The sequence below is a fragment of the Flavobacterium azooxidireducens genome, from assembly GCF_023195775.1.
Classification (GTDB): Bacteria; Bacteroidota; Bacteroidia; order Flavobacteriales; family Flavobacteriaceae; genus Flavobacterium; species Flavobacterium azooxidireducens.
Genome location: NZ_CP096205.1, coordinates 1,917,703 through 1,942,675 on the forward strand (window position 1 = coordinate 1,917,703; position 24,973 = coordinate 1,942,675).

The 24,973-nt window shown below is 34.5% G+C and carries 27 protein-coding genes; 11 read left to right on the plus strand and 16 right to left on the minus strand.

Annotated features, from left to right (window positions below):
- Positions 1–35: 35 nt before the first annotated feature.
- Both pyrH and M0M57_RS08360 read right to left on the minus strand, forming a co-directional pair.
- Complete coding sequence (pyrH, locus tag M0M57_RS08355) at positions 36–743, minus strand: UMP kinase (RefSeq protein WP_248432482.1); 708 nt, start codon at positions 741–743, stop codon at positions 36–38.
- Positions 744–808: 65 nt separating this feature from the next.
- Complete coding sequence (locus M0M57_RS08360; protein WP_248436744.1) at positions 809–1,603, minus strand: patatin-like phospholipase family protein; 795 nt, start codon at positions 1,601–1,603, stop codon at positions 809–811.
- Between the two features lie 95 nt (positions 1,604–1,698).
- On the opposite strand from M0M57_RS08360, the gene M0M57_RS08365 reads away from it, so the two are divergent.
- The gene (locus tag M0M57_RS08365) at positions 1,699–2,313 is read left to right on the plus strand and encodes a thioredoxin family protein (protein WP_248432484.1); all 615 of its coding nucleotides are present in this window, start codon (positions 1,699–1,701) and stop codon (positions 2,311–2,313) included.
- Here M0M57_RS08365 and M0M57_RS08370 read toward each other — a convergent pair.
- From M0M57_RS08370 to M0M57_RS08400, 7 genes are read right to left on the minus strand one after another with little or no spacing between them, the layout of a single operon-like run.
- Entirely contained in the window at positions 2,305–2,931 is a 627-nt protein-coding gene (locus M0M57_RS08370; protein ID WP_248432486.1) for a YiiX/YebB-like N1pC/P60 family cysteine hydrolase, read from the minus strand. The two genes, M0M57_RS08365 and M0M57_RS08370, sit on opposite strands and share 9 nt — an antisense overlap.
- Positions 2,928–3,260 carry a type II toxin-antitoxin system RelE/ParE family toxin gene (locus M0M57_RS08375; protein WP_248432488.1) on the minus strand — a complete coding sequence of 111 codons (333 nt, stop codon included), beginning with the start codon at positions 3,258–3,260 and terminating at the stop codon, positions 2,928–2,930. Before M0M57_RS08375 ends, M0M57_RS08370 begins: the two co-directional genes overlap by 4 nt.
- A complete protein-coding gene (locus M0M57_RS08380) occupies positions 3,236–3,400 on the minus strand; it encodes a hypothetical protein (protein WP_248432489.1) in 165 nt (54 codons plus the stop codon). The genes M0M57_RS08375 and M0M57_RS08380 overlap by 25 nt, the downstream gene beginning before the upstream one ends.
- Before the next feature lie 44 nt (positions 3,401–3,444).
- Positions 3,445–4,140 (minus strand): tRNA pseudouridine(55) synthase TruB, encoded by a 696-nt coding sequence (truB, locus tag M0M57_RS08385; RefSeq protein WP_248432490.1) that lies wholly within the window; start codon positions 4,138–4,140, stop codon positions 3,445–3,447.
- A 3-nt stretch (positions 4,141–4,143) separates the two neighbouring features.
- Positions 4,144–4,938 (minus strand): undecaprenyl-diphosphatase UppP, encoded by a 795-nt coding sequence (uppP, locus tag M0M57_RS08390; protein ID WP_248432492.1) that lies wholly within the window; start codon positions 4,936–4,938, stop codon positions 4,144–4,146.
- Between the two features lie 19 nt (positions 4,939–4,957).
- Entirely contained in the window at positions 4,958–5,218 is a 261-nt protein-coding gene (locus M0M57_RS08395) for a DUF3098 domain-containing protein (protein ID WP_248432495.1), read from the minus strand.
- 15 nt (positions 5,219–5,233) lie between these two features.
- Positions 5,234–6,109 (minus strand): cell division protein FtsX, encoded by an 876-nt coding sequence (locus M0M57_RS08400; RefSeq protein WP_248432497.1) that lies wholly within the window; start codon positions 6,107–6,109, stop codon positions 5,234–5,236.
- Positions 6,110–6,259: 150 nt separating this feature from the next.
- Here M0M57_RS08400 and M0M57_RS08405 point away from each other — a divergent pair, with 150 nt between their 5' ends.
- The 3 genes from M0M57_RS08405 (at position 6,260) to M0M57_RS08415 (ending at position 11,282) form a co-directional block, all read left to right on the plus strand.
- The gene (locus M0M57_RS08405) at positions 6,260–9,697 is read left to right on the plus strand and encodes a leucine--tRNA ligase (protein ID WP_248432499.1); all 3,438 of its coding nucleotides are present in this window, start codon (positions 6,260–6,262) and stop codon (positions 9,695–9,697) included.
- A 144-nt stretch (positions 9,698–9,841) separates the two neighbouring features.
- Positions 9,842–10,477 (plus strand): hypothetical protein, encoded by a 636-nt coding sequence (locus M0M57_RS08410; protein WP_248432501.1) that lies wholly within the window; start codon positions 9,842–9,844, stop codon positions 10,475–10,477.
- Between the two features lie 109 nt (positions 10,478–10,586).
- Positions 10,587–11,282, plus strand: a complete 696-nt coding sequence (locus M0M57_RS08415) for a zinc metallopeptidase (protein WP_248432503.1) — start codon at positions 10,587–10,589, stop codon at positions 11,280–11,282.
- A gap of 339 nt (positions 11,283–11,621) precedes the next feature.
- Here M0M57_RS08415 and M0M57_RS08420 read toward each other — a convergent pair whose 3' ends face one another.
- Positions 11,622–12,092: an Lrp/AsnC family transcriptional regulator gene (locus tag M0M57_RS08420; protein WP_248432505.1), complete on the minus strand. Its 471-nt coding sequence runs from the start codon at positions 12,090–12,092 to the stop codon at positions 11,622–11,624.
- A 185-nt stretch (positions 12,093–12,277) separates the two neighbouring features.
- Between M0M57_RS08420 and M0M57_RS08425 the strand changes: the two genes are divergently transcribed.
- Complete coding sequence (locus M0M57_RS08425) at positions 12,278–12,883, plus strand: hypothetical protein (protein ID WP_248432508.1); 606 nt, start codon at positions 12,278–12,280, stop codon at positions 12,881–12,883.
- Here the strand turns inward: M0M57_RS08425 and M0M57_RS08430 are convergent, their stop codons facing one another.
- Positions 12,884–14,254 carry a saccharopine dehydrogenase family protein gene (locus M0M57_RS08430; protein ID WP_248432509.1) on the minus strand — a complete coding sequence of 457 codons (1,371 nt, stop codon included), beginning with the start codon at positions 14,252–14,254 and terminating at the stop codon, positions 12,884–12,886.
- Positions 14,255–14,375: 121 nt separating this feature from the next.
- Here M0M57_RS08430 and M0M57_RS08435 point away from each other — a divergent pair, with 121 nt between their 5' ends.
- Both M0M57_RS08435 and pckA read left to right on the plus strand, forming a co-directional pair.
- Positions 14,376–14,762: a DUF423 domain-containing protein gene (locus M0M57_RS08435; protein WP_248432511.1), complete on the plus strand. Its 387-nt coding sequence runs from the start codon at positions 14,376–14,378 to the stop codon at positions 14,760–14,762.
- A gap of 78 nt (positions 14,763–14,840) precedes the next feature.
- The gene (gene pckA, locus M0M57_RS08440) at positions 14,841–16,466 is read left to right on the plus strand and encodes a phosphoenolpyruvate carboxykinase (ATP) (RefSeq protein WP_248432513.1); all 1,626 of its coding nucleotides are present in this window, start codon (positions 14,841–14,843) and stop codon (positions 16,464–16,466) included.
- Positions 16,467–16,541: 75 nt separating this feature from the next.
- On the opposite strand, the gene M0M57_RS08445 is transcribed toward pckA, so the two are convergent.
- A complete protein-coding gene (locus M0M57_RS08445) occupies positions 16,542–17,291 on the minus strand; it encodes a uroporphyrinogen-III synthase (protein WP_248432522.1) in 750 nt (249 codons plus the stop codon).
- Positions 17,292–17,310: 19 nt separating this feature from the next.
- Positions 17,311–17,973, minus strand: coding sequence for a DUF4271 domain-containing protein (locus M0M57_RS08450; protein ID WP_248432524.1), 663 nt, complete (start codon positions 17,971–17,973; stop codon positions 17,311–17,313).
- Between the two features lie 108 nt (positions 17,974–18,081).
- Between M0M57_RS08450 and M0M57_RS08455 the strand changes: the two genes are divergently transcribed.
- The 3 genes from M0M57_RS08455 to M0M57_RS08465 are packed head-to-tail and all read left to right on the plus strand — an operon-like array spanning position 18,082 to position 20,603.
- Positions 18,082–18,807: a polyprenol monophosphomannose synthase gene (locus M0M57_RS08455; protein ID WP_248432527.1), complete on the plus strand. Its 726-nt coding sequence runs from the start codon at positions 18,082–18,084 to the stop codon at positions 18,805–18,807.
- An 11-nt stretch (positions 18,808–18,818) separates the two neighbouring features.
- On the plus strand, positions 18,819–20,156 hold the full coding sequence (locus M0M57_RS08460) for a dihydroorotase (RefSeq protein WP_248432529.1): 1,338 nt from the start codon (positions 18,819–18,821) through the stop codon (positions 20,154–20,156).
- A gap of 3 nt (positions 20,157–20,159) precedes the next feature.
- The gene (locus M0M57_RS08465) at positions 20,160–20,603 is read left to right on the plus strand and encodes a DUF4296 domain-containing protein (RefSeq protein WP_248432531.1); all 444 of its coding nucleotides are present in this window, start codon (positions 20,160–20,162) and stop codon (positions 20,601–20,603) included.
- On the opposite strand, the gene M0M57_RS08470 is transcribed toward M0M57_RS08465, so the two are convergent.
- Positions 20,581–21,579 carry an NAD-dependent epimerase/dehydratase family protein gene (locus M0M57_RS08470; RefSeq protein WP_248432533.1) on the minus strand — a complete coding sequence of 333 codons (999 nt, stop codon included), beginning with the start codon at positions 21,577–21,579 and terminating at the stop codon, positions 20,581–20,583. The two genes, M0M57_RS08465 and M0M57_RS08470, sit on opposite strands and share 23 nt — an antisense overlap.
- A gap of 165 nt (positions 21,580–21,744) precedes the next feature.
- On the opposite strand from M0M57_RS08470, the gene tyrS reads away from it, so the two are divergent.
- Positions 21,745–23,052, plus strand: a complete 1,308-nt coding sequence (tyrS, locus tag M0M57_RS08475; RefSeq protein WP_248432535.1) for a tyrosine--tRNA ligase — start codon at positions 21,745–21,747, stop codon at positions 23,050–23,052.
- Between the two features lie 33 nt (positions 23,053–23,085).
- Here tyrS and M0M57_RS08480 read toward each other — a convergent pair whose 3' ends face one another.
- Positions 23,086–24,066: a LuxE/PaaK family acyltransferase gene (locus tag M0M57_RS08480; RefSeq protein WP_248432536.1), complete on the minus strand. Its 981-nt coding sequence runs from the start codon at positions 24,064–24,066 to the stop codon at positions 23,086–23,088.
- A gap of 69 nt (positions 24,067–24,135) precedes the next feature.
- Positions 24,136–24,936, minus strand: a complete 801-nt coding sequence (locus M0M57_RS08485) for a T9SS type A sorting domain-containing protein (RefSeq protein WP_248432539.1) — start codon at positions 24,934–24,936, stop codon at positions 24,136–24,138.
- Between the last annotated feature and the right edge of the window lie 37 nt (positions 24,937–24,973).

Below are 24,973 nucleotides of genomic sequence, written 5' to 3' on the forward strand. Positions count from 1 at the left end.
TTAATCGTATTTAATTATTCAAAAATAAAGCCAAATTAAATAGTAACAGTTGTTCCGATGGTTTCGCCATTGCAAACTCTTAGTAAATTGCCCGGTTTATTCATATCAAACACGATAATCGGCAATTTATTTTCTTGACTTAACGTAAATGCGGTGGTATCCATCACATTTAATCCTTTGTTCAACACATCTTCAAACGAAATATAATCAAATTTTACGGCATCTTTGTGTTTTTCCGGATCGGCATTATATACACCATCTACGCGTGTTCCTTTTAAAATTACATCGGCACCCACTTCAACTCCTCTTAAAACAGCAGCAGTATCAGTCGTGAAATAGGGATTTCCTGTTCCAGCTCCAAAAATAACAATTCTACCTTTTTCTAAATGGCGAACGGCTCTTCTTTTGATATAAGGTTCTGCAATCGCTTCGATTTTTAAAGCAGTTTGCAAACGAGTTAACATTCCGGCTTCTTCCAAAGCACCTTGCAACGCCATTCCGTTGATAACCGTGGCAAGCATTCCCATATAATCACCTTGCACTCTATCCATACCATTGCTGGCTCCGGCAACACCTCTAAAAATATTTCCACCACCAATAACGATGGCAATTTCTACTCCTTGATTGTGAATTTGTTTAATTTCTTGAGCATATTCTGCCAGTCTTTTTGGGTCAATTCCATACTGACGGTCGCCCATTAAAGCTTCTCCACTTAGTTTTAGAAGTATTCTTTTGTATTTCATAAGATGTTTTTTGTGGTGCAAATATAAAGAATTATTGATTTTATCAATATAAAAATCCGAGTAGTTTATCTATTTTCGATATGGGATTGAAAATCCGGAAATGATTTTTTGGCCGCTTCGTAACCGTGGTTAAATATAATTTCCATTTTGATTTTGTTTGTTTCAAATGTTCCGTATTTTGATAATTCTTCGGGTTCAATGACCCAGTCGCACAAAGTAAATTTTTGCATTGTGGTATTAGCCGTTAATAAATCAAAAGCTCGCGAAGTCACGGCTTTAATAGAATTTAAATCTTTCGCTTCAATTTTTTGAATCGGACTAACATAAACACCAATAATAATATCACATCTTCCTTGCAGAATATCGGTTGGAAAATGGTTTAGAATTCCGCCATCGCTATACCAATTGTCATCAATTACATAAGGCGAAATAATTCCGGGAAAAGCACTGGACGCCAAAATAGCATCCACAATGGAAGTATCTCTGTCAAAAATTTTAATTTTTCCTTTTACCATATCTGTTGCTGTCACGTGAATGGGAATTTTTAATTCGCCGATGGTTGCATCACCAAAAACATCCGTAAAATATTTTTTAAAAGATAAACTATCAATAATTCCGGCTTTTGAAAAGGTAAAATGCTTCCAATGAAAAAAATAAATCGACTGAAAAAAGGATAAAATTTCTTTCGGAGTTTTTCCAAAAGCATACAAAGCGGCTACGATTGAACCGGCACTACTTCCTGCAATTTGAGTGGGTTTGATGTTTTGTTCTTCCAAAAATTGAAGAACTCCTGCGTGAGCTAAACCTTTTGAACCGCCACCCGAAAGTACTAAACCTATATTTTTTGATTTCATATCCATATAGTTCCAAAAATACATTATTATTAGCATCTGTGACAAACGTTACATAGTAAAAGCAAAATAAATTCTATTTTTGCATCGTAAAATTACAATTCATGCAAGAGATTATTAAAAACAGTTTAGCAAAAAGTGTAACTTATTTAGATTACCGTAAACAAGTTACCGATTTATTGAAAGAAGGAAAATCAACCGGAAATGAACAATCGGAAGATTTGACAAAATATAGTGAACTGAACGAAGTTCGAATGAATAGGTTGGATAAAACCATTCAAATTTCTGAAGAAGTTAAAATAGGTTTGAGTAATTTACAAGCCAATTATTTGTGGATTGTCATTTCAGAAGGTTGGTGTGGTGATGCAGCTCAATTGGTGCCAATCATCCACAAAATGGCGGAACTTTCAGAAAATATTGATTTACGAATTGTTTTTCGTGACGAAAATGAAGAATTAATGAATCAGTTTTTGACAAATGGAGGAAAAGCCATTCCGAAGTTATTGATTTTGGATGCAGAAACCTTAACCGTTTTAAGTGATTGGGGACCACGACCTGAAGGAGCAAAAAATTTAATTTTAGATTATAAAGCTCAATATGGTGTTGTAGATGAAACCGCCAAAACCGAATTGCAAAAATGGTATTTGCATGATAAAGGGGTGAGCACACAAAATGAAATTATGGCTTTGGTTGAAAAAGTTGAAAAACAACTAGTTTAACTTCCCAACAATTTTAATTTTATCAGAAGTAGAAATTCCACCCGGATTACAACCAAGTTCGCCTTCCGGAATTTCTATTTTTAGGTTTTGATAATAATCAACCCAAGCAGGGAAAAATTCATTTGTATTGGGTTGTTTGAATGTCATCGGATGTAATTCGAAAAAAGGTTTGCCGTAAGCATTTAAAAAAGCATCATAAATTAATTCAGAACAGTAATATTTTCCGTTATCATACAAATAATCATCATCATACGGAACTCCGATTTGTTTTTTGGAAAATGAAATGACTTGCGGAATTAATTTTTTATATTTTGATTTTACTCTTCCAATAAACATAGTAGTTTGCGTGTTTTTTGAAAATTGTTCCAACGTCACTTTTCGAACGGCATTTCCTGCTGCTTCGATGATAAAGACAGAATCATTTTCAATTAAAACCAATCCCAAATGACTAAAATCATTGCCGTTATATCCTTCGGTTACAGCATGAATGGCTTCGCATAATTCGCCACAATTCATCTTTTGAAAAAGTAAATCGCCGGTTTTTAAAAATTGAGTTGATTGGCCAAAAATAAATAGGGAAACAAGAAGAAACAAAGAGGAAAGTAAATTACGGATCATGTTTTGATTTTTCTAACTTGTTTGATGATTTTTGGTGAACGACTTCCGTGAAAAGCTCTTAATACTTCAATTTTATGGGCTCTAATTCGGTAGATAATTAAATAAGAACCTAAAATGATATTTCTATAAATTTTGGTTTTGGTTTCAAGATGACGACATTCGGGATGAAGGAGGTATTGGGTTTCGAGTTGACGAACCATTTGCTTCAAATCCTCATAAAAGTATAGAGCCGCTTTTTCTCCAAAAATGGCTTCTCCATATTCAAAAACATCTTGAATATCATTTAAGTAAAAAGTTGACCTAATTACTTTTTTCTTTTCAATCTCCATTCTTCGAATTTTTTATCAAATTCTTTTTCTGTCAAAAAAATTCCTTCCTCCGCTTCTTTAATAAGCGAAACAAATTCATCCTGCGACATAGGTTTGCCTGGAGTTGCTAAGTTTTTAGATTTATCTTTTGATGTTTTCATGGCTATGAATTGAATAGTAAAGATAAGAAAAAAATAAATGCTTTTTATTTTTTCAATAAATTAGATTCAAAATCATCCGGAGAAACTGCATTTTCAACCGAATAATCACCAATTTTTGTACGTCGTAAAACTGTCAAATGAGCACCGGATTCAAGTGCTTTTCCAAAATCATTTGCTAACGAACGAATGTATGTTCCTTTGCTGCAAACTACTCTAAAGTCAATTTCGGGCAAATCAATTCGGGTAATCTCAAATTCATGAATAGTAGTTTTTCTACTTTCCATTTCCATTTCTACACCGGCACGAGCGTGTTCATACATTCGAATTCCGTCTTTTTTAATGGCTGAAAAAACAGGTGGTTTTTGATCAACTTCACCTAAAAATTGCGGTAAAATTTGATTAATTAATGTTTCGTCAATATGATTTATTGAAAAATTTTCATCAATTTCAGTTTCCAAATCATACGATGGAGTAGTGGCTCCCAATTTGAAAGTTCCGGTATATTCTTTGGGTTGGCCTTGAATTTCTGTGATTCGTTTGGTAAATTTTCCGGTACAAACAATTAATAATCCGGTAGCTAAAGGATCTAACGTTCCGGCATGACCAATTTTAAATTTTTTTGGAAGGTCTAATTCGCGTTTCAAAGCATATTTCAACTTATTAACCGCTTGAAATGAGGACCACGTTAATGGTTTATCAACTAAAATGACTTGCCCTTCTAAAATTTCTTCCGCTGTCATTCGTTAAAGCGTTAAACCGATGATAATTGCCAGTAAACCCACAACTAAACAATAAATTGAAAAATATTTTAATTTGCTGTTTCTAACCAATTTAACCATCCAGCTACAAGCAAATAAACCTGCGATAAAAGCCGCTAAAAATCCAGCGGATAAATAGCCAAAACTTGACTCGTTATAAACTAAATCGCCACTCATAACGTCTTTGGCAATTTTTCCAAAAATCAGCGGGACAACCATCAAAAAGGAAAAACGAGCCGCTTTACTTTTGTCAACTCCTAATAAAACGGATGTTGAAATAGTTGCTCCTGAACGAGAAATTCCCGGAAGCATAGCAATTGCTTGAGCAATTCCAATAAATAAAGCGTTCTTAAAACTAACAGGTTTCAAAGTATTTTTGGCTTTGTCTGCAAAAAAAAGTAATAATGCCGTAACGATTAACATAAATCCAACAAAAACGACATTGCCGTCAAAAAGTTGCTCTAATTCTTTTTCAAATAATAATCCAACGATTACAGCAGGAATCATTGACAGAATAATTTTCAATGAAAACTGAAAAGATTCGTTCCATTTAAATTGAAATAGACCCGTAATAATTTCTACAATATCTTTTCTAAAAACCACAACTGTACTTAAAGCTGTGGCAAAGTGAACAATTACGGTAAATAGTAATCCTTCTTCCGGCATTTTGTCTTCGCCTAAAATCGCTTTGGTAAGTTCTAAGTGTCCGCTGGAAGAAACGGGAAGAAACTCTGTTAAACCTTGAATAATTCCTAAAATAATAGCTTCTAAAATGCCCATTTTGGATTAGATAAAATAATTAATTAGTTGGATTTGATTGCTTTTTTGGATTTTTCATAATAGCATAAATCACCACGCCAAATCCAGCTAAAACAACTGTTGGTGCCAAACGAATTCTTCGGAAGTCAAAAATAGCTTCGCTAAAAACAGCTGGGTCATCGCTACCGCCGCCACTCATTAAAATAAAACCTAAGACGATAATTCCAATTCCGATTAAAAGAATTTTATAATTCACTTTTTCAAAAAGGAATTCCTGTTTTTGTTCGTTTTTACTGCTCATTTTTTCAAATAAAAATTAATATAAATCGTCTGTTCTAAGGTTTAAGAATTTTTGTGTGGCAAAGAAAGTGCTGAACCAAGAAATTAAAATTCCTAAAACTAAAACGCCTAATAAGACAGAACCTATCATTATTTGGTCTTCTAAAATACCAAGTTTTGGAAAATTAGAATCGATGTAAAATAACACACCAATTATTGCAATGATTGCCAATAGAGCACCAATTATTCCCAATTTTATGCTTCGCATGATGAATGGTTTTCTAATGAACGATTTTGTTGCTCCCACCATTTGCATCGTTTTGATGATAAATCGATTGGAATATATTGATAAACGCATCGAGCTATTGATCAATAAAACTGCTATAAAAGCCAGAAATCCGGTCACGATTAACATCCAAAAAGTGATTTTTTTAATGTTATCATTCACTAAATCAACTAAATGTTTATCGTAAACGATATCAGAAATCATCTTATTTTCCTTGAATTCTTTTTCAATTTTTTTGATGCTATCCGCTTCAACATAATCTGCTTTTAGATGGATATCAAAGGAATTCTGCAACGGATTAAATCCTAAAAACTGCATAAAATCCTCACCAATAATATCTTTATGTTTTGAAGCTGCCGTTTCTTTTGATACAAAAGTGTCAGTTTTTACATAAGCTGACGCTTTTAATTTTGCTTCAAAATTTTTAAGCACACTATCGTTTGCAGCATCTTTAAAATAGACCGACATTGGAATTTCTTCTTTAAAATCATCCGATAATTTTTTCGAATTAATCACAAAAAACCCAAGAATTCCCAATAAAAAAAGTACTAAAAACACACTTAATACCACAGAAAAATAGGAAGAAATAAGTCGTCTTTTTTGATACTTTTCGTAAGATGATGCCATAGAAATTAATTTAAGCCGTAAAATTAAAAAAGAAATTGGTTAAACCACAGTTTATAACGTTGAAAGTTTTGAGTTTAGTACAATAAACGTAAATTTGCCGTTTAAAAAACCTTAGCAACTCAGAAACTCAGTTCCTCAGCACCTTAGAATATGAAATACTTCCACGAAAAAATCGAAGCCAAATGGCAAGAATATTGGGCTAAAAACCAAACCTTTGCCGCACAAAATAATTCTGAAAAACCAAAATATTATGTGTTGGATATGTTTCCGTACCCATCCGGAGCAGGTTTACACGTAGGTCATCCGCTGGGATATATTGCTTCAGACATCGTGGCTCGTTATAAAAGACACAAAGGTTTTAATGTGTTGCATCCACAAGGATATGATTCATTCGGACTTCCGGCGGAGCAATATGCCATTCAAACCGGGCAACATCCCGAAAAAACGACCAAAGAAAATATAGCTCGTTATCGTGAGCAATTAGATAAAATCGGTTTTTCATTCGATTGGAGTAGAGAAGTTCGCACATCAAATCCGGATTATTACAAATGGACGCAGTGGATTTTTATTCAATTGTTTGATTCGTATTATTGTAAACACTCCGATCAAGCATTTCCAATTTCAGAATTGGTAAAAGTGTTTGAAGCCGAAGGAAATGCCAATGTGGATATCGTTTGTGATGACAACATAGAAATTTTTTCAGCAGCTGAATGGAATGCATTTTCATCTGAAAGACAACAAGAAATTTTATTAAAATATCGCTTAACGTATTTAGCCGAAACCGAAGTCAACTGGTGTCCCGCTCTAGGAACCGTTTTGGCGAACGACGAAATTGTCAATGGCGTTTCCGAACGTGGAGGTCATCCCGTCATCCGTAAAAAAATGACCCAATGGAGTATGCGAATTTCTGCGTATGCGGAACGTTTGTTACAAGGTTTAGAAACCATCGATTGGAGCGAAAGCATTAAAGAAAGTCAACGTAATTGGATTGGAAAGAGTGTTGGGGCGATGGTTTCCTTTAAAATCCTCCCCCCAACCCCCTCCAGAGGAGGGGGAGGCGAGCCGGGATATATGACCGGAGACCCGCTTTTGTCAAAAGATTTGTTGCCTCACGCTGTAGAAATGAGAAGAGAACCCACTTTTGCAGAAGCTATGTTGTGGGAAGAATTGAGAAAAGAAAAGCTTGGTGTGAGATTCAGAAGACAGCACTTAGTCGGAAAATACATTGCCGATTTTGTTTGTTTAGAGAAAAAGTTAATAGTAGAAGTGGATGGTGAATATCACAACATACCAGAACAACAAGCTTTAGATGCAGAACGAACATTAGAACTCGAACAAAAGTATTTTTTCAAAGTAATTCGCTTTACAAACGATGAAGTAAAACACCATATCAGCATTGTTCTAAAAAAAATAAAAGAAACACTAGATTCAAGACAAAGTTACCGCCCAGTCTCCCCCTCCCTTGGAGGGGGTCGGGGGGAGGAAATTTCCGTCTTCACAACCCGCCCCGACACCATCTTCGGCGTAACCTTCATGACCCTCGCACCCGAGCACGAACTGGTTTCGCAAATCACAACTCCTGAACAAAAAGCAGCTGTAGATGCGTACGTAGAAGCAACATCAAAACGTTCCGAAAGAGAACGAATGGCCGATGTAAAAACCATTTCCGGTGTTTTCACAGGAGCGTATGCCGAGCATCCGTTTACCAAAGAACCCATTCCGGTTTGGATAGGCGATTATGTGTTAGCCGGTTATGGAACCGGAGCTGTAATGGCTGTTCCGTGTGGAGACGAACGCGATTATGCGTTTGCCAATTTCTTCAAAGGAAAAGAAGGAATGCCCGAAATTAAAAACATTTTCAACCAAGATATTTCCGAAGCCGCTTTTGCAGAAAAAAGTGGTTTTGAATTAGTCAATTCTGATTTTTTAAACGGTCTAGGTTACAAAGAAGCCACCAAAAAAGGCATTGAAGCTTTAGAACAAATTGGTCAAGGAAAAGGAAAAACCAATTACCGTTTGCGTGATGCGGTTTTCTCAAGACAACGTTATTGGGGCGAACCGTTTCCAGTTTACTACGTTAATGGTTTGCCGCAAATAATTGATGTTAAACATCTTCCAATCATTTTACCTGAAGTAGAGAAATATTTACCCACAGAAGACGGACAACCGCCGTTAGGAAATGCTACGCACTGGGCTTGGGATGTGGAAAAGTTGCGAGTTACGAGTTGCGAGTTGATTGATAACAAAACCGTTTTTCCATTAGAATTGAACACGATGCCGGGTTGGGCAGGTTCTTCTTGGTATTGGATGCGTTATATGGATGCTCACAATGAAAACGAATTTGCAAGCCAAGATGCTTTGAACTATTGGGAAAACGTAGATTTATACATTGGTGGTAGCGAACACGCCACCGGACATTTATTGTACTCCCGTTTTTGGAATAAATTTTTAAAAGACCGCGGCTTCATCACACCCGAGGAACCATTTAAAAAATTGATTAATCAAGGGATGATTTTAGGGATGAGTGCTCTAGTGAAAAAAATAACAGAGGTTTTGATTGATTGTCCAAAAATTGGATTACATCATGTCTTTAAATTGGCTAGACCAGTTTGTCTTTCTGATGATTATTATGAAGTTGAATCAGAAACTGATTATAATTTGCGAAAATTATATATTAACTCAATTGATGATGAAAAGGTAAAAGAAGTTTTGAGTGGAATAGAAATAAACGAAATTGAAATTAAAATATATAATTCATTTCAATTACATGTAGATGTTAATTACATTAACTCTTCAGATGAGTTATTAATAGAAGAATTTGAAAAATCAGCTATTTATAATTCTAATTTTGAAAACACAACATTTTTTAAAATAAATGAAAGGTTTAAAGTCTCTCGAGAAGTCGAAAAAATGTCCAAATCCAAATACAACGTAGTCAACCCCGACGATATTTGCAACCAATACGGAGCCGACACCTTACGTTTATACGAAATGTTCCTCGGTCCATTAGAACAAGCAAAACCTTGGAATACAGCCGGAATTACCGGAGTTTCAGGCTTCCTGAAAAAATTATGGCGTTTGTATTTTGACGATAATGGTTTGATTGTCACTAATGATGAACCAACCGCAGAAATGTACAAATCATTACACAAAACCATCAAAAAAGTAACAGAAGACATTGAGAATTTCTCGTTCAATACTTCCGTTTCACAATTTATGATTTGTGTGAACGAATTGGCTCAGTTAAAATGCAATCACCGAAAAATTTTAGAACCGTTAGCTATTTTGGTTTCACCGTATGCTCCGCACATTGCCGAAGAATTATGGAGTCAATTGGGTCACGAAGGTTCGGTTTCAACCGTAGCATTTCCAATTTTTGAAGAGAAATATTTAATAGAATCCGAAAAAGAATATCCGGTTTCTTTTAATGGGAAAATGCGATTCACAATCAAATTACCATTGGATTTAACCGCTGCTCAAATTGAAGAAATTGTGATGGCAGACGAACGCACCCAAGCTCAATTGCAAGGAAGAACGCCAAATAAAGTGATTATTGTTCCCGGGAAAATTATCAACTTAGTGGGATAATTTTATAAAAAGATTTAGCCACGGATTTGCAAATTCAATTGTGAATCCGTGGCTTTTTTCATCAACAAGTGTTAAACAATACCTAAAGCCATTTTTTTGGCAGATTTTTTGATTTCATAAAATTAATTCAAATACTTACTGCTTATGAAATCACGAATACTACTCTTTGTACTGTTTTTCGCATCTTTTTTGTTTGCTCAAGAAGAAGAAATGTTAGAAACACAAGTCTTGCCAAATGAAATTGTTTTTGATTTTTCGGGTTTTTACACACCCATTTTGAACACTAATTTCATTGGTTTTTCAATGGATATTCGATATTATATTCGAGAAAATTGGGCAAGCGGTATCAATGTAAGCTATGCTTCCAGAAAAACAAATACCGATTTTCGATACGATGTGCTAAGTCCAGCCGTTCAATACAGCGAAATAAGTTGGCTCAACCAATTTGATTTATTGAAGAAAGAAAAATTTAGAATCGGTCTGCAATTGAGCAACGGTTTAGCAATGGCTACGTTGGTTGATCGCGACATTGTAGAAGAATTTTGGGATGAATACGGCGTTAACGAATCCGCCAAACGCATCGAAACCAATTATTTCTACATTCTTCAACCCGGCATAGAAGCTTCCGTTAGAGTGTATGACAATAAGCGTTTTCCGGATGTTTACCTCACCGCCGAAGCAAAATACCGCCAAGCAATGGGAGCACCAAAATTTGCCACCACAAGTGATTTTTCTAGTTATCATTTCGGACTCGGAGTTTCGCTGATTGGTTTTCTCTAAATAAATTCAAGCAAATAACTGCCAAATTTTCAGTAAAAATAATTTACACAAATTTGGCTTGCAATTTGCTATATATTTGTAACTTTATATTTTTAAAATAAGAAAAAAAATGATAGGATATTATATTATACTTGGAGCAATTGCTTTAGTAAGTTGGTTAGTAAGTCGTCAACTAAAGAAAAAATTTGAATTTTATTCAAAAGTTCAATTGCGTAACGGAATGAGCGGAGCAGAAATCGCTCAACGAATGCTCGAAGACCACGGGATTTATGACGTAAAAGTCATCTCAACTCCCGGTCGTTTAACCGATCACTACAACCCAACTGACAAAACAGTAAACTTGAGTGAAGCTGTTTACAACCAACGAAACGCCGCTGCTGCAGCTGTTGCCGCTCACGAAGTTGGTCACGCCGTGCAACACGCAACCGCCTACGAATGGTTGACGTTACGTTCCAAATTAGTACCTGTAGTGAGTGTTTCCTCCGGAATGTCGCAATGGTTAGTAATCGGTGGTTTAATTTTAGGAGCCGCTTCCGGAAGTGCAATCGGATTTTACGTAGCCATCGCCGGTTTAGTGATGATGGCGTTAGCTACCACATTCAGTTTCATTACTTTACCTGTGGAATACGATGCGAGTAACAGAGCATTAGCTTGGTTAAAGAAAGCAAATATGGTCGGTCAACAAGAATATGAAGGAGCTCAAGATGCCTTAAAATGGGCTGCCAGAACCTATTTAGTTGCTGCAATTGGTGCCTTAGCATCCTTATTATATTGGGCTCTCCAAGTATTTGGTTCCAGAGACTAGTTCAAAAAAATAAAATTACCAAAATCCGTTACCATCGTAGCGGATTTTTTTTTGGAAGCGAATGGCTCGGGCTTTTTCAGGAAACCATATTCCCGCTTTCCGTTGCAATTTTTTGTTCACGAGCAAAGCTCGCCAACAAAAAGATTTCCACTGCAATCGGGGCTAGAAGGGAATGGTAATCAGTTGACAGTTTTCAACACAATCTTGTCATTCCGTAGGAATCTCAACCTTATTTTTCATAAGTTTTTTATTTCCGATCATTTTAAGTAAACAAGAACTTCGTGCCTTACTTACTTCGCGGCAAAAACCCGCAACCCGCAACCTTCCAACCCGCAACCCCTACAACTGTATCTGCCGCTCAATCTGCTGTTCCAACGAAATAAACGTCTCTGTTCTCGAAACACCATCTATCGGTTGAATTTTTTTATTAAGCAGTTGCATCAAATGTTCGTTATCTCTACAAATTATTTTAACCAAAATACTCCAGTTTCCTGTCGTATAATGACATTCCAACACTTCCGGAATTTTTTTCAATTCTCGCACAGCATCCGAATTACTCGACGCTTTATCCAAATAAATGCCAACAAAAGCCATCGTTTTATACCCTAACACCTTATTATTAATCACAAATTTAGAACCCGAAATCACACCGGCTTCTTCCAGTTTTCGCAACCGCTGATGAATGGCAGCACCGGAAATTCCTATTTTATTTGCAATTTGTAAAATGGGTTTTCGAGCATCTTCCATCAAATCACGAAGAATTTCTTTATCAATACCGTCAATTTCTATTTCAAGCGAATTGATTTTCATACTTATAAATTTTAATTAAAAATATAAAATTACTTTCTAAAATACTAAAAAATCAATTTTAAAGTTACATTATTATAAAATTTACTTTTTCAAAGAATTTGAGATTGAAAAATCTATTAGGATTCTTAAACTAAAAAAATTAAATTTGTTAATCAACTAAATCAATCTTACCAAACAAACATCACATGAAAAAATATATTCATTCACTGCTCTTTTTATTCGTAATTACATTTTCATTTGCTCAGGATTCCATTCAAAATGGCGGACAAGCTTCGATGAACGGAACATTGGATAAACAATTTGATTATGTCGTTCAAAAATCAAATAATTTTCAGGAGTATAAAGTTGTAAAAAGAGATTTTCTAACGATTTTAAAACGAAATAGTATTGATTCCGTTAACCGATTCAAAACTGAATTAGCCGATTTAAAACAAGAATTTGCATCACATTCTGCAACTGTTCAGCAATTAAAAGATACATTAAAAACAACACAGGCTGAACTTGATAAACTTAAAATAGCTCAGGATAATGTTTCGTTTCTTGGGGCTCCAATCAGCAAAACGAACTATAATTTGATTATGTGGGGAATTATTTCGGTTTTACTTCTAATTTTATTGGTGTTTTTGTTTCAATTTAAAGGAGCAAAATCAACAGCCAACGAAGCAAAAAATAATCTGGAAAAACTGGAAGAAGTTTACGAAGATTACAAACGAAAAGCCCTCGAAAAAGAGCAAAGATTAGGTCGTCAACTGCAAGATGAAATCAATAAACAAAATAAATCTTCCAAATAATTAACTGCCAACATTATTTGGGTTATAACCCATATACGGCACTTCTTTATCTGTAAAAATCACGCCAAATGACTCTAATTCTTTCAAAATTGGTTCATAAACTTCTTTTTTAATTGGTAATTGCACTCCTGGAGTAGTGATGTTTCCATTCAAAATTTGTAGCGTAGCAATGGCAACCGGAAGTCCGACTGTCTTCGCCATAGCAGTATACGTTTGATCATCGCCTAAACAAACCATGGTGCTGTCTATTTGTTTTTTCTTTCCGTCTAATTCAAATCCAAATTTGTGGTACATCACAATCATGTCTTTGTCTTCGGGTTGAAGGGCCCATTTTTCGGCCAAAATATGCTCTAAATATTGAGCTGGGGTTGCGTTTTTAATGCCGGCTTTTTTGTCTCCGTCAAATAAATCGAGTTCCACAAACTTATCCCAAATCACATCATCTTGATCAATTTTGAGATAATGGCGTAACTTCAATTCTACTGAATCCGTAGGATGATAAGCTAAAAACGAGTTAGTAAAATCACGGTAACTCATGTTTTCCGAATTTTCCATCGGATAACCGTCATCGGTCATTCCTAATTGAACCAACATATCCCACGCTTTTGAATAACCCACTCGTCGTAATGTTCCGCGATACATGGTTAAGATATTATCTAAACCATAAATGCTTCTGTATTTTAACGAATCGCGGTTGGCATAACCTTCAAAACGTCCGTAACCTTCGACTTCTAAAAATTCGGTTCTGCGAAATAATTTATTGTAAGGAATGTATTTGTACTTTCCTTCCTGAATGAATTTTGAAACACCGCCTTGTCCTGCTAAAACCACATTTCTCGGATTCCAAGAAAATTTATAATTCCACAAATTAGTATCGCTTTCAGGAGCTACTAATCCGCCACAAAACGACTCAAATTGAATCATTTTTCCACCTTTTTCTCTAATTTCATCAATGATTTTCATTGCACTCATATGATCAATTCCGGGATCAAGGCCAATTTCATTCATAAAAATTAATCCTTTTTCTTTCGCTTGACTGTCTAATTCTTGCATTTTGGGACTGATGTACGAAGCCGTCACCATATGTTTGTTGAAAGTAAGACAATCTTCGGCAATTTCAATATGCAAATGAGCCGGAAGCATCGAAATCACAATATCAGCTTTTTGAATTTCTTTTTGACGATTCTCCACATTCGAAATATCCAGCAAAATTGGAGTTGCGTTGGGATGATTATTGGTTTTTTTCTTTGCCAATTCTAAAGATAAATCAGCTATCGTAAGGTGCAAATCTTCCGCAATCGCTTTATTTAACAAATACTTTATCAACGAAGAAGCAGATCGTCCGGCACCAATAATCAATATATTTCTCATATCATTTTTGTGTAAAAATCACACAAATGTAGTTAGATGTTATATTCCTAACAAATTTTACAATGTTAATTCCATTTGAGGTTGAAAAATAATTCCGTAATTTTGATTATTATAATATGAAATGAATAGAAAAATCATACTAGTTGCTGCTATCTTAGGAGTAATTGCAATCATTTTAGGAGCATTTGGAGCTCACGCGTTAAAAGAAGTTTTAAACGAAAATCAATTAGTCAGTTTTGAAACCGGTGTTCGCTACCAATTTTATCACGCACTATTTTTATTGTTTTTAGGAACAACAATTTTATTGTCAGATAAAATAAAAAAAATTATTTTAACGTTGGTGTTAGTAGGGGTTTTGTTTTTTTCCGGTTCCATCTATTTATTGGCAACAAATGACTTAACTTCTATTGATTTTAAGTTTTTAGGGCCAATTACGCCAATTGGAGGATTGCTATTAATAGGAGCATGGATAGCTCTGTTTTTGAACATTCTTAAACAAAAGGGATAAATTTTCAACAAATTATCAATTGTAAAGATTTAATTTTTACTTTTGCCAAATATTTAAACACAACTTAAAGGTAAATTTATGGAAACATACGCTCAATTTACGAAATCGATTTCGTTAGAAAAGTACGGAATCAATAATGTCAAAGAAATTGTTTATAATCCTTCGTTTGAATTTCTTTATGAAGAAGAACTAAGTTCAAAGTTAGAAGGATACGAAAAAGGACAATTGTCAGAATTAGGAGCGGTAAATGTAATGACGGGAGAATTTACCGGAAGATCGCCAAAAGACAAATATATTGTAGAAGATGAGGTGACGAGAGATACCATTTGGTGGAACTCTCCAAAAGCACCAAATGACAACAAACCTATTTCTCAAGTTACTTGGAATGCTTTAAAGGAAACAACAGTTAATCAACTTTCAGGAAAAAGATTATTTGTGGTTGACGCATTTTGTGGTGCAAACGAAAATACTCGTTTAAAAGTTCGATTCATAATGGAAGTGGCTTGGCAAGCACATTTCGTCAAAAATATGTTCATCCGTCCAACGGAACAAGAATTAGAAAATTTTGGTGAACCTGATTTTATTGTGATGAATGGTTCTAAAACATCTTTCAAAAATTATGAAGAACACGGATTAAATTCTGAAGTATATGTTGCTTTTAATTTAACCGAAAAAGTTCAAATCATCGGCGGAACTTGGTATGGTGGAGAAATGAAAAAAGGACTTTTCTCGATGATGAATTACTATTTGCCTTTACAAGGAATTGCTTCGATGCATTGTTCTGCTAACAAAGGTAAAGATGGTGATGTAGCAGTTTTCTTTGGTTTATCAGGAACAGGAAAAACAACTTTATCAACTGATCCAAAACGTGAATTAATTGGAGACGATGAGCACGGTTGGGATGACGAAGGTGTTTTTAATTTTGAGGGTGGATGTTATGCAAAAACCATCGATTTGAGTAAAGAAAACGAACCGGATATTTATGGAGCCATCAAAAAAGATGCTTTATTAGAAAACGTAACGTTGGATGCAAACGGAAAAATCGATTTTAAAGATGGTTCTGTGACGCAAAATACGCGAGTTTCTTATCCTATTAATCACATTCAAAATATTGTAAAACCGGTTTCAAAAGCGGGTCACGCAACTAAAGTTATTTTCCTAACAGCAGATGCTTTTGGTGTGATGCCTCCGGTTTCTAAATTGACTCCAGAACAAACAAAATATTATTTCCTTTCCGGATTTACAGCAAAATTAGCCGGAACTGAAAGAGGTGTAACTGAACCGCAACCGACTTTTTCAGCTTGTTTCGGAAAAGCATTTTTATCACTTCATCCAACCAAATACGGACAAGAATTGGTGAAGAAAATGGAACAACACGAAGCTACTGCTTATATGGTTAATACAGGTTGGAACGGAACTGGAAAGCGAATTTCGATTAAAGATACAAGAGCCATTATCGATGCTATTTTAGACGGTTCTATCGAAAAAGCAGAAACCAAATTAATTCCGATTTTTAATTTTGAAGTACCAACAGCTTTGCATGATGTAAATCCGTCTATTCTAGATCCAAGAGATACATATGCTAATGCAGAAGATTGGACAGCAAAAGCGTCTAATTTGGCCGATTTGTTTATTAAAAACTTTGTACAATACACAGACAATGAAGAAGGACGCAACTTAGTGAAGTCCGGACCTCAATTATAATTTTACACTAACTAACCAAACGAAAAGAGTCCCGCAATTTTGTGGGACTCTTTTTAATTTATATGAAATTGAGGATTATTTATCCTTATTCGTCTTTGCAATATATTTTTCTAATGCCATTGTCATCGATGGAGCTTCCGGAGACGGAGCCATAATATCTACACGCAAACCGTGCTCTATTGCTTCTTTTTGAGTTGTACTACCAAAAACCGCAATTCTCGTTTCATTTTGTTTAAAGTCAGGGAAGTTTTTAAACAATGATTTTATTCCGGTTGGGCTAAAAAAGGCCAAAACATCATAGTAAACATCGGCTAAATCAGTCAAGTCGCTCATTACAGTTCTGTAAAAAACACCTTGAGTCCAATTTACTTTTAATCCATCTAATGTTTGAGGAATGTCAAAATTCAATTGATCGGATGCTGGCAATAAAAATTTTTCTTCTTTGTATTTTTTAATCAAGGGAGACAATTCGACAAAATCTTTTTGACCAACATAAATTTTACGTTTTCTGTAGATAACATATTTTTGTAAATAAAAAGCAACAGCTTCCGATTGACAAAAATATTTTAAATCTTCCGGCACTTTATATCGCATTTCTTCGGCAACCCTAAAAAAATGATCCACAGAGTTTCTACTGGTTAAGATGATGGCCGTGAAATTATGCAAGTCAATTTTTTGACTTCTAATATCTTTTACCGGAACACCTTCGACATGAATAAAGGGTCTGAAATCGATTTTTACTTTATGCTTTTGAATAAGCTCAAAGTAGGGAGAATTTTCTACTTTTGGTTCTGGTTGTGACACCAAAATTGTTTTCACTTTCATATCGAATTTTGTTGTAAAACTAACGTCTTGTAAACCAATAATACATAAAATAGTAGGGAGCTATTTCAAGGGCACAAAGATACAAAATAAAATAAAACATCTTACGAATTAGTAAACTTTGATAAGATTTTAATGAAATAAGATAAGTTAATGCATTTACTGTCAATATAATCAACAGAATTCCGTAAATAATTAGCTTTGAAGAAACATCGTTATAATACAAAATTATATTAACCGGAAGAATTAGTAACCCAATAAACGTGCGGTAACTTACTTTTTGAAGGTTAAATTGCTCCATAAAATCTTCAATTTTAAAGGAGGTAGCAATGATTTTTTCAACAAGGTATTTAGAAAGTACAAAAACACCAAGCAGCGTAATAATTTGGATGTATTTTATACCATCGGTTTTAGAAGCTAATCCGAAATAATTCAGCAAAATAAGAATAAAAAAAGCAAACGAAATCAATTGCACAAAAAATAAACTGATTGTAAACCAGCTCATCATATGCGAAGGATCTTTGTAGATTTTAAGGTATTTATCAGTAACAAACAATTTTAGAAATTCATTAAAACGGGCTTCAAAAAAAGTTTTAGTCACCGCAATCAATGCAAAGCTCAAGACAAACAAAACGGTTGCCCAATCTTTACTATCTACTATCCGATTTTCTAAAATGTAGTCCATAATTCGTTTGTAAAATTACTATTTTTTTATTTCAATCACTTTATTATAATTTTATTATGAATCAACGTTCATAAAAAGTTTACTTTTGCTTAGAAATTTTGTCTTTTTATGAGTAACGGTTTAGTAGTCATTCCAACCTACAACGAAATTGAAAATGTTGAAAGTATCATTAGGGCAGTTTTCGCTCTCGAAAAGCCTTTTCACATATTGATTGTGGATGATAATTCACCCGATAAAACCTATGAAAAAGTAGAGTCCTTACAAAAAGAATTTCCTTCGCAACTTTTTTTGAAAGTTAGAAAAAAGAAATCCGGATTGGGAACGGCTTATGTGCATGGATTCAAATGGGCGTTGCAAAACAACTACGATTTTATTTTTGAGATGGATGCCGATTTTTCTCATAATCCGCAAGATTTGAATAAATTATATGAAGCTTGTCAAGCCGGAGAAGCCGATATGGCAATTGGTTCTCGATATGTTCGGGGAGTGAATGTGGTCAATTGGCCATTAAGCAGGGTATTACTTTCTTATTTTGCTTCGGTTTATGTAAAAATAATTACCGGAATGAAAATTCATGACGCTACTGCAGGTTTCATTTGTTACCGCAGAGAAGTGCTTGAAAAAATAAATCTCGACAAAATTAAATTTGTGGGTTATGCATTTCAAATCGAAATGAAATACAGAACTTACTGCAAAGGTTTTAAAATTAAAGAAGTTCCTATTATCTTTACAGACCGAACAAAAGGACAATCCAAAATGAGCAATTCTATCATTAAAGAAGCTGTTTTTGGAGTGATTTCGTTACGCATAAAAAAACTATTTAATCGATTATAATCGAAAAGAAAATGAAAAGGATCTTAATAAAAAACGCCAAAATTGTTAACGAAGGAAAGATATTTGAAGGTGATTTACTCATTGAAAATCAGCTAATTGTTGAGATTGAAGATAGTATTAGTGCCAAACCAGATTATAAAGTAATTGATGCCGAAGGAAATTTTTTAATTCCCGGAGCCATTGATGATCAAGTGCATTTTCGTGAACCAGGGTTGACGCACAAAGGCGATATTGCTTCAGAGTCAAGAGCTGCTGTAGCGGGCGGAATTACATCGTTTATAGAACAACCAAACACAGTTCCGAATGCCGTGACGCAGGAATTGTTAGAGCAAAAATACCAAATTGCAGCCGAAACATCTCATGCCAATTATTCGTTTATGATGGGCGGAACCAATGATAATTTGGAAGAAGTTTTAAAAACAAATCCCAGAAATGTAGCCGGAATCAAATTGTTTTTAGGCTCATCAACCGGAAATATGTTGGTGGATAACGAAGAAGTGTTAGAAAAAATATTTTCATCAACCAAAATGCTGATTGCTGTTCATTGCGAAGATGAAGCGACCATTCAAAGCAATTTAGCTTTATACAAAGAAAAATACGGTGACGATGTTCCTGTAAAATTTCATCATTTAATCAGAAGTGAAGAAGCGTGTTATCTTTCTTCATCCAAAGCCATTGCTTTAGCCAAAAAAACCGGTGCAAGATTACATGTTTTTCATCTTTCCACAGCAAAGGAAATGGAATTGTTTACCAATAAAATTCCGATTGAAGACAAACAAATCACCGCAGAAGTGTGCATTCATCATTTGTGGTTCACTAATGCCGATTACGACACGAAAGGAAATTTAATCAAATGGAATCCGGCTGTAAAAACCGAAGCAGACCGAGCAGCACTTTGGCAAGCACTTTTAGACGACCGAATTGATGTGATTGCCACCGATCATGCTCCACATACGTTAGAAGAAAAAAAACAATCTTATTTGCAAGCTCCTTCCGGCGGACCACTAGTACAGCATGCTGTTGTGGCGATGTTTGAAGCCTATCATCAAGGGAAAATTTCTGTTGAGAAAATAGTAGAAAAAATGGCTCATAATCCGGCTAAAATTTTTAAAATTGAAAACAGAGGATTCATTAAAGTTGGTTTTTATGCCGATTTGGTTTTGATAAATCCTGCTATGCCTTGGAACGTGAAAAAAGAAAATATTCTTTATAAATGTGGATGGTCACCTTTGGAAGGAACTAATTTTAAATCGCGAATTACACACACATTTGTGAATGGTGAATTGGTTTATCAGAATTCAAAAGTAAATGATACCAAAGCCGGAATGCGATTACTCTTTAACCGATAAATGATGAAATTTAAATTTCTTATATTGTTTTTTTCAATACTGTTTCTTTCTTGTAATGATGATGGAGTAAAAAAACCATCAAAACTTATTGAGGAAGAAAAAATGGTCGATATTCTTTATGATATTAGTATTTTAGATGCTATAAGGTCAAGTAATCCTGGTGTTTTGGAAGATAACAATATCGATTCACGTACCTATATTTACAAAAAATATGCAATCGACAGTTTGCAATTTGTTGAGAATACAGCATATTATGCTTCTAATTTAAAAAAGTATAAAAAGATGTATGAAACAATAGAAAATAGAATTGAAGAAAATAAAAAAGTAGCAGATAGCCTCTTGAAAATTGAACAAGAAAAAGAATCTAAAAATCCAAAAACTAAAGATTCATTGAAAACTAAAAAATCTATCGAAGAAATTAAAGCTAATTTAAGAAAGCTGAACTAACTTTTTTTACAACTTCTTTTATTGGCTGAAATTCAAAATTCAATTGTAACTTAATTTTTTCATTAGAATACAAAACAGTTGTATGTAACGATTTGGCGGTTGCTCTTGAAAATCTTCTTTTTTGAAAAAACAATGTTGAAAAAAACCAATCTAATCGCCAGACAATAGATGTCATCCAAGGTTTTGCATACATAGAAGGTTTTTTAATGTTTATACCTTCTGCAATCCAAAAAATCAAATCCTTAAAAACAATATTTTCGCCTATTAAGGTAAATCGTTCTCCTGAAATATCACTTTTCATAAGTTGACACATTACAGAAACAACATCCTCTACGGCTACAAATCCGCTTGAACCTTTGGTGTAAAACGGAATTCCTTTCTTCACTTTCATAAAAATTTCACCACTACCAGAATCCCAAAAACCAGCTCCTAAAATAACTCCCGGATTCACAATCACACAATGTAAACCTTCTTGTTCTGCTCGCCAGATTTCCATTTCGGCACCAAATTTTGAAAGAGCATAATCGCTATGCGGTTTTTCAGGATTCCATTCGGTTTCTTCGGTAATCACGGTTTCACTTTCCTTTAAATCGCCCAAAGCGGCAATGGAACTCACGTAGCAGAATTTTTTCACACCAAAAGCCAATGCAAAATTCACCATGTTGGCTGTTCCTTCGATGTTAATTTTACGAAGATTTTCTTCCTCCACACCATCAAACGAAATTAGAGCAGCACAATGGTAGACAAATTCTATATTTTCAAACGCTTTTTCGAGCGAAGGAATATCGTTTACATTTCCTGAAACCCATTCGATTTTATGAAATAAATTGCTGTAATTGAGTGATTTGAAAAGATTTTTAGTTTTTTGAATACTGTTTTCTGAACGAAATAAAGCCCGAACTTTTTCGCCATTTTGAAGTAAATGAAGTAATAAATGTGCACCCACTAAGCCGGTTCCGCCTGTAACTAAATTCATAAAAACAAAGATAAATGTTTCTGTTCTACATTTTCAAATTATCGAATTAAAACTATCTTTGCCAAAATTATTTGTTAATGAAATCGCCACTAAAAGAGGTTTGAATAAACACCGATAAAAATAAGCGATTCCATGTGACCTTTAAAAAATAAATAAAATCCACACATGAAAAATTTAGTAGAAGAATTACGTTGGAGAGGATTGTTTCACGACATGATGCCGGGAACAGAAGAGCAATTGCTAAAAGAATCTACGACTGCCTATATCGGATTTGACCCTACAGCCGACTCATTACACATTGGAAGCATGGTGCAAATCATCTTGTTGGTTCACCTTAAAAATTTTGGTCATCAACCTATCGCTTTGGTGGGTGGAGCTACCGGAATGATTGGCGATCCGTCCGGAAAATCGGATGAAAGAAATTTGTTGGACGAAGCGACTTTGAACAAAAATGTAGAAGGAATTAAAGGTGTTTTATCTCGATTTTTAGATTTCAATTCAACTGACTCTAATGCTCCAATTATGGTGAATAATTATGATTGGATGAAAGATTTTTCATTTATTGATTTTGCTCGTGATGTGGGTAAACGAATCACAGTGAATTATATGATGTCGAAAGATTCTGTGAAAAAAAGATTTTCAGGTGATGGGGAAGGGATGTCGTTTACGGAGTTCACTTACCAATTAATTCAAGGTTACGATTTTTATCATTTATATAAAAACTACAACTGTTTACTTCAAATGGGTGGTTCCGATCAGTGGGGAAATATCACCACAGGAACGGAATTAGTGCGACGATTAAACGTCAACACCGAAGATGAAGGAGCAAAAGCATTTGCGTTAACAACTCCATTAATCACTAAAGCCGATGGTTCAAAATTTGGAAAATCGGAAGGTGGAAATGTTTGGTTAACAGCGGATAAAACGTCGCCGTATAAATTCTACCAATTTTGGTTTAATTCTACCGATGCTGATGCGGAAAAATACATCAAAATCTTTACGTTTTTAGACAAAGAAACAATAGAAGATTTAATTGAAAAACATCAGCAAGAACCGCATTTACGTTTGTTACAAAAGAAATTAGCCGAAGAAATTACGGTTTTTGTGCATTCAAGAGAAGAATATGAAAAAGCAGTAAAAGCATCAAATATTTTGTTTGGAAATTCAACATCAGAAGATTTGAAACAATTGGATTCGCAAACATTTTTAGATGTTTTTGACGGAATTACACAAGCAGAAATTTTAAAAGTAGACTTAGAAAACGGAATCGGTATAATTGATGCATTATCAGCAAAATCGGGTTTTTTACCTTCCAATAGCGAAGCCAGAAGAGCGTTAAAAGAAAATTCTATTTCGGTGAATCGTGAAAAAGTAACAGAAGATTTTTCACTTTCAACGAGTGATTTAATCAACAATGAATTTGTGTTATTGCAACGAGGAAAGAAAACATATTTTATTTTGCGAGCAGTTTAAACCCGTAACTCGCAACTTTCCAACCCGCAACGGTTAAACAACCATCAAATTACACCCCCGAATATCACTATTATCAAAACGTCCCAACACTTCAAACGAATGGTTGGGATATTTTTTGCCCAAATCTTGTGTAGCGATAAAGGAACAGGAATTGACATTAGCTAAATCAATCACATTGATTCCGCCGGTTTTTCCATAATCAACATACGTTAACGCATCTTCCGTGTCACGAATGAGAATAGACATCCAAGGCGGACATTCAAAAATGCCATTTCCTAGCGAATAGGCTTGCGATAATAATTCGGTCATACCATATTCGGAATGAATGGTTGGAACGCCAAAACCATTACATAAAATAGAATGCAATTCTTCACGGATGATTTCTTTTCGTTTGCCTTTCATTCCGCCGGTTTCCATGATAATTGTGTTTTTCAATTGAAAGGTTTGTTTTTCAACCAAATCTAACAAAGCATATGTTACACCAATTAAAAGAACATTCTGGCCGGAAGAATCCAATTCGATAAGTTTCTGAATTAATTCATCATAATTATTCAAATAAAAACCGCTTTCAGGGTGATTTGAGCCTTCAATCAAATCATTTACCATATAAATCAATGATGAACCATCACGTTCTAAATAGGAGGGAAGCAAAGCTAAAACAACATAATCTTCAATGTTTCCATAAAGTTGTGAAAATGCTTTTCGAAAACTTTGTTCGTAAAAAGTTACATCAGTTACCAGATGCTTACTTGTCAAGGTTCCGGTTGTTCCGCTGCTAGTAAATGTTTCTTGAATTTGATCTTTCGAACTCAGAATTTCATGACTTTTGAAAAACTGAATTGGCAGAAACGGGATTTCTTCTATCGATTTTACGTTGGATTTGTCTTTTTTCAACAACGAACAAAAATCCTGATAAACCAAATTGTTGTCATATTGATGCCGAAAAACTTTGAGCGTGATTTTCTCAAATTCTTTGTGGCTGCTGATGGAAAATATGTCGGGATAAGAATTCATTGGTGCAAAAATAGCAATAAAAAAAGCACCAACTTTCGTTGATGCTTTTAAAATTTATGTAAAGAAAAATTAGTTAATTACTAACTTTCTTGAAGCCGTTTTTCCTTCTTCGGTAATTTTAACGATATAAACACCTGCGTTTAAGTTAGAAACATTGATAGCTTCGTTAGAAGTTACTTTGTTTGCAACTTGTTTTCCTAGGATGTCATAAATTTGTATAGTTCTTTCAGCATTTGCTTGAGTAGAAATGTACAAAGTTCCGTTAGTTACTGGATTTGGATATACTTTCAAACCTTCGATTGAATTTTTGTTTACAGATAAATTAGTTCCAAAAGCAACATTATCTATAAATACGCTACCGCCTGATGCATCATTAGATTCTTGAAATACTCTAAAGTCTAATCTCATAATTGTAGCTGCTGCAGGAGCAACACCTGTAACAGTAACTTGTTGCCAACCAGTTGTGTTTTCGTTATATGTTGAAGGTTGAAATTCAGGAACTTGTTGATTATTTGGTAGTGCTGCAGTATCTGATCTAAAAGACGCCCAATGTCTAAATCTAGCATTGTTGTCTTGATCATAATACCAATAAGTAAGTGTATAGTTTGTGCCTGGAGTAACTGCGAAATCAGTAAATCCAACTCTATTATTGCCAGTTCCGTTTGGAGCTACAAGTCTCACAGAACTTTGACCTTCGTGTACGATAGTTGTTTCTTGAGAAACAGATCCACCATTATTACCAAGCGTAATCAACCATCCATCTGGAGTACCCTCTGTCCAAGATTCAAAACCTCCATTAGTAATTACATTTTGGGCAAAAGAAAACCCACTAATTAACAAAATTAAAGATAAAGTGTAAAGTTTTTTCATTTTATAAATGTTTAGATAAAAATTATACTGCAAAGAT